At 36.6% G+C, this 5,021-nt stretch carries 5 protein-coding genes and 1 pseudogene; all 6 read right to left on the bottom strand.

The window, feature by feature from the left end:
* A pseudogene (locus tag B4E95_RS01310) lies at window positions 1–306 on the bottom strand (Vgr family protein); the annotation flags it as partial.
* Between the two features lie 101 nt (window positions 307–407).
* Window positions 408–1,688 (bottom strand): hypothetical protein, encoded by a 1,281-nt coding sequence (locus tag B4E95_RS01305; RefSeq protein ID WP_291089318.1) that lies wholly within the window; start codon window positions 1,686–1,688, stop codon window positions 408–410.
* 19 nt (window positions 1,689–1,707) lie between these two features.
* Window positions 1,708–2,235 (bottom strand): hypothetical protein, encoded by a 528-nt coding sequence (locus B4E95_RS01300; RefSeq protein WP_291089315.1) that lies wholly within the window; start codon window positions 2,233–2,235, stop codon window positions 1,708–1,710.
* Window positions 2,236–2,819: 584 nt separating this feature from the next.
* On the bottom strand, window positions 2,820–3,344 hold the full coding sequence (locus B4E95_RS01295; RefSeq protein ID WP_291089312.1) for a hypothetical protein: 525 nt from the start codon (window positions 3,342–3,344) through the stop codon (window positions 2,820–2,822).
* 16 nt (window positions 3,345–3,360) lie between these two features.
* Window positions 3,361–4,398 carry a LysM peptidoglycan-binding domain-containing protein gene (locus B4E95_RS01290; protein WP_291089309.1) on the bottom strand — a complete coding sequence of 346 codons (1,038 nt, stop codon included), beginning with the start codon at window positions 4,396–4,398 and terminating at the stop codon, window positions 3,361–3,363.
* Between the two features lies 1 nt (window position 4,399).
* Window positions 4,400–5,021: phage baseplate assembly protein V (locus B4E95_RS01285; protein WP_291089306.1), on the bottom strand; the 622-nt coding region annotated here is incomplete at its 5' end.

Here is a 5,021-nt window from a genome sequence, read left to right as displayed (position 1 = left end):
TGAATTACTGATCACCGTTGCAGTTTGTGCCTCGGCCATCGGCAGCGTAAACTCCGGACGTGGTAAAAAACCGCTGTCCGCTGCAATCGCTTCAAAAGTGCCTTCGTAATGGCCGCGCCCGTCCACTTTGTGCGTAACCTGGGTAACCATCAGTTTGGTAAAATAGGACGTACTGTTCGTGTCGCGTTTGCGCATATTGATTTCAGCCGTACAGCCGGGATATAAAAACGAAATAGACGTGGTGCCGCTGGTCACAAATACTTCGGCTGCTTTGCTGCCGGCCGTTCCTGTTTGCGATGCTTCCACATCATGATAATTTTCTGCCTTCAGAGGAGTAGCGCGAATGAAATCTGGACTTCACGCAAACGCATCTTCGCATGATGCCAATTAAAGTCGTTCAGTAAAGTTTATGGGGCATCAACTGCAATAATTTTAACTCCATTATCTGCGTCCTCAGCCATTGCATTGGCTAAAATCTGCCTCGATTTTTCCGAAAAATATGTTGCAACAAACGGAAACACAAATGCAATAAAACCACTGCCCTTAACTCCAGCTTGTCCAATATTCCGGATATTTTGCTTTTTTACTTCCGGTAATGCTTTTTCTAATAAGGGTAGATTACGCGGTCGCACTGTTCCAGTCCCATCTCTTGATGCACTAACCATTGAGCTCGGATACTTGCCTGATCGTATGTTTTCTACTATTTGTTTGCCTTCGGCAGTTTGCCAGATTTTCCGTGAATCTATATTTTTGAGCGCATTCAAATCTTTGGCCAGTTGTGTTCCTTGCTGTATTTGAATAATATTCCCCTTTATATCTCGAATGTACCAGAAGGGATTTATGAAATATGGCGCTGACACTCCATCTCTGCCGACATTAAAAATATCAGGACTGCTTAAATCACCAGGGGTAGTTGCTGTAGGATCTTTAATATACCCAGGAATCAAGCTGTTCGGATCAACCTGTTCATTCATATTTTGATAATGTAGATTTTCTTCCATAGCTGTACTGCGAATAATTTCTTTCTCAGCAGTTGTTCCTATGTGCATAAAAGCCATCGTTGCTGCAGCCCACTTAGCCGTTGCAATAAACCCCATTTCCGCTACCGATATCACCGCACCTGCACCTCCAAAGAAGGAAGCTGCTGCATTAACAAATATTTCTTTATTATTATTACTTTTTATAAGCGCAGCATTCTTTCTTGCAACTGAATAACTAAATATTGGCGTAAGAATTCCGCCCGCATCACAGAGTAACATTGAGTTATGTGTAATGGATTTATATGTGTCAAACCGAACGCTATCGTGCTGTATTTTCCAGTTCCCGGCACCTAAAGAACCCGAGCACTTATGCTTTATTTGTGTCGCTTCATACACGCCAGCGGCAATACTTAACGTGGCAACACCAATACCCAAAGCTACGGCCCATCCAATAGGGTTAGAAAGCAACGCAATCCCTGCAAGAAGTCCCGCACCAAAACATAGAAAACTCCACATCGCATTTTTCGGACTTTTACAGGGAAATTCTCGATTAATATTTCTATCTTCTACGGTTAAAAGAGGACGTGTTCTATCTGCTCCATAAAAAACTGTGATCGAACTTCTTGTCGGAATCAGCTGTCTTGGCTCTGCATCCTGCTGAAAGGTGCAGATAGTATAAACATCCTTTGGAATATATGACGTGCCCATAAATTATATTTTTAAATTTTTAATTGTTGCCATACCAATACGCTCCCAAATTTTGCAGAGCTCTGATTGTACTTTTCCCTGATTTTTTAAAATTAAAATCTATAAGTGCTTTTTTTAAAAAACCTGTTAACAAACCCGCTTTAACTTCGTCATATCTATTTCCGAAATCTGTATCTGTAATTTCGATCTTTTCACCACTGTAAAAGTTGATCTGAATGGAAATTATGGATTTCTTATGATTAATATAATCATAGCAATACAAACCTTTAATTTCCTCTTTGCAATATTTATTATCGTTGATATAAAAAAATTGGGAATCAAATCCTAAAACTATCGACTTTGATCTTTTTTTCAAAATAAAATAAATAATTCCCAGCGTAAGCACGAAAACAATTATCAAACCCAGAAATCCGAAATAGCGCATGCCAAAGTGCCCATAGGTGAGGAAGACTGTCACGAATACAGGCAGTCCGATAATGTAAGTATAACAGTATGGCGCGACGGTTACATTTCCCAGCCGATATACACTTCGATTTATTTTTTTCATTACATCTTGCTTATTAAGTGATATAGATGAACCTGTCCCCGAGACTGCCTAAATTATTTATTTTACTGAATACCAGTAGCTATTAATATCAAATTTCTTTTTTCTAATCTTTCTGAAGCCTAATTCTGCCTGGGCAGTTTGCAAAAATATTTTAAGTTTCCTCCTCTTTTTTTCATCATATTTATTTCTGTACTCAATATCATTTATATAAAATCCTTTGCCACTCTTCATATGAATTTCGAAGTATATTTTCGAATTTTTCAGTGATTGACTTTCTGTTTTATTAATAACAATAAAAACCTGCAATATCATCTTTTAAAAATTTAAGAAATCCATTTTGATTCTTTTGTATGTACAAATAATTATTATCAGACCACATGCTGACATTCACTGACAGTTTTTGAGAAACAAATAAAAAAACCACATATACAGAGCTGTGAAAAGTATCATTAAAAAAGGTCTGGCATCTCCACTGGTTATCAAATAATATAAATATCCCCAAAAAATTATAAATGGCATCGTCAGAAATAGAATCCACACATTGTGGAAGGTGGTAAGATTTTAAAAGTTTGTTTTATACATCATTATCTTTTTCTGCTATACCAATAAGCCGCTCTACCTTGCATAGCCCGAAAATTATCTTTTTTCGTTTTGATAAAGTTTAACTCTCTTTTTAAGGTTCTGATGAAGGCATAAAGTTCGTCACCTTTTTTAGGATTGTATTGATTTCGGTATTCAGTATCTGTAATTTCCAGCTTTTTACCGTTTACAAACCAAATTTCAAAACTTATTATCGAAGTTTGTCTTTCCTCGTAATCTCTCATATAAATTCCTAATATCTGATCCTTTTTATACTCTTGATTATTAATGATTATTCTGTTGCCTGCAAAACAAATCTCGACCGTTTTGCTAATTATATCAATAAAGAGTTTAAAAAGACCAAAGACGAGCAAAAAAACTACGACTAAACCAAATACTCCAACAGCCTTTACGCCTATTGTTGCGTAAATAAAAAAGAAGGGAAAACCAATTACGACTGCGATGGGCAAAAAATAGACAAACGGAACTGTCAGGACATTTTTAAAAGTAAAACATTGGGCGGCTTCCATAGGTAAAAATTTTAAATTAATAGTCAATTTGTTTTAAATCAAATTGAGTTACAAACTGATAATTATTTTTGACTTCCTCCTTTGTAAAAACTGCTGCACTTGTTATTAAGCCTGTTTTTTTATCAACCGTTCTTCTGGTTCTATATTCATACAAATATTCACTGAAGCCATATTCAATTAGAGGCTTATAAAACTGGTCGTATTGACTCTTTAAAACTTCATTATCAATTTTATCCTTCATCAATGTTCCGACCGTTCTAAACTCGATCCTTTCGTCATCCTCCTTTACCAAAGTGGTTTGCAATTCAACTTCAATAGTAATGTTGACAAATATCTGTGAGCTGAATTTTAAAATCTTTTTAGTATTTGAAGTGAAATCGTTGAATATTACATGGTAGAACAGTATTTTTTCAAATGTTTTCTTCAGATTTTCTTGGCTCTTAAACTCTATGTCACCGCCTTTTAAAATATCATCAGCTGCGCCAGCATTGACTTTTGCGATTTCTTGGTAAAATTGTGTTTTTGCATATTTAGGTTTAAAATTAATCCAATGGTTTTTAATTTCTTCAAAATTCTGTATTTCAAGAATATTGCTGCCATTACCTAATTTAAATAATACATTTTCTTTTTGAAATTCCAATTCTTTGGTTGACTCAATTGCCAAAGAAAGATTTTCGGGGTTCACTTTGAAAAGGTAATCTATAAGCTTTACTTTTGCCAAATTGTTTTCTACATCTCTAGCTAAAGTGTACTCTTTTTTTGTATTACAATGAAAAGTAATATTATCCTCTACTTTAGTTGCGTTGAACTGCTCACATCTGTATCTTGCCTTTTGATCAAACGATATTTCATTAATATCGAATTCTGTTTTATCTGGTACATCATTAATATATAGCCTTTCGATATGCAACGGAATATGCGTCCCATATATCTGCTGCGTCATCTCCGCATGCTGATTATGAAACTGCACCAACTGCTTCACTGTGCATCCCTGCTTTTCCGCAATACTTTCCAGGGTATCACCTTTCTGAATTTGGTATGTCGTAAATTTCATTTTAGTTAATATCAACCTGTGTTCCGGTAACATATGTATTGCCTGTCGCATTAATTGAGGTGTCAGATTTACTGTGCAGACTCAAATTATTTTGCGTCACAAGCAATGCATTATCTTGAGAATTCATATCCAGCATTCCACTTCCTACAGAGATGGTAATCGAATCTTCTTTGATGGTTATTTTATTTTCTCCAACTTTAAGCTCAATTTGAGTTTTACCTTCCAGAGAAATATTCCCCGCATTGTCCATCGTCAGAACACTCTGATCTTTACCTACGTTAATTGTAGTTTTTGTCGTAACATTCGTTGTATGATTATTCCCGATATCTTCCGTATTATCATTGCTCACAAATGTGGTCACATCACCTGACCCGCTTAAAGTCACATAATTCCCGTTTTTATCCTTAATCTCAATCCCCGCGCCGTCATTTAAGCAGATTATATTCCCGCTCTTGCTGCTGAGGCTTTTCACGTTATTGCCCTGGCCACCGCCTCCGCCCACCTTGCCGTGGAACATGCCGCCCATTACAAACGGACGGTCCGGGTGGTTGTGGATAAAGTTTACCATGACCTGATCACCCACTTCGGGGATGGCCATGAAGCCGCGGTTCTTGTTGACCTTA

The sequence above is a fragment of the Empedobacter sp. UBA7494 genome (assembly GCF_002478465.1).
Lineage (GTDB): Bacteria > Bacteroidota > Bacteroidia > Flavobacteriales > Weeksellaceae > Empedobacter > Empedobacter falsenii_B.
Note: the sequence above shows the minus strand (reverse complement) of the source record. Positions and strands in the feature narration are given on the sequence as shown.

What these genes read in the sequence shown, in the direction of transcription:
- B4E95_RS01305 (WP_291089318.1), bottom strand. Translation starts at nt 1,688, where the DNA reads ATGGGCACGTCATATATTCCAAAGGATGTTTATACTATCTGCACCTTT.
- B4E95_RS01300 (WP_291089315.1), bottom strand. Translation starts at nt 2,235, where the DNA reads ATGAAAAAAATAAATCGAAGTGTATATCGGCTGGGAAATGTAACCGTC.
- B4E95_RS01295 (WP_291089312.1), bottom strand. Translation starts at nt 3,344, where the DNA reads ATGGAAGCCGCCCAATGTTTTACTTTTAAAAATGTCCTGACAGTTCCG.
- B4E95_RS01290 (WP_291089309.1), bottom strand. Translation starts at nt 4,398, where the DNA reads ATGAAATTTACGACATACCAAATTCAGAAAGGTGATACCCTGGAAAGT.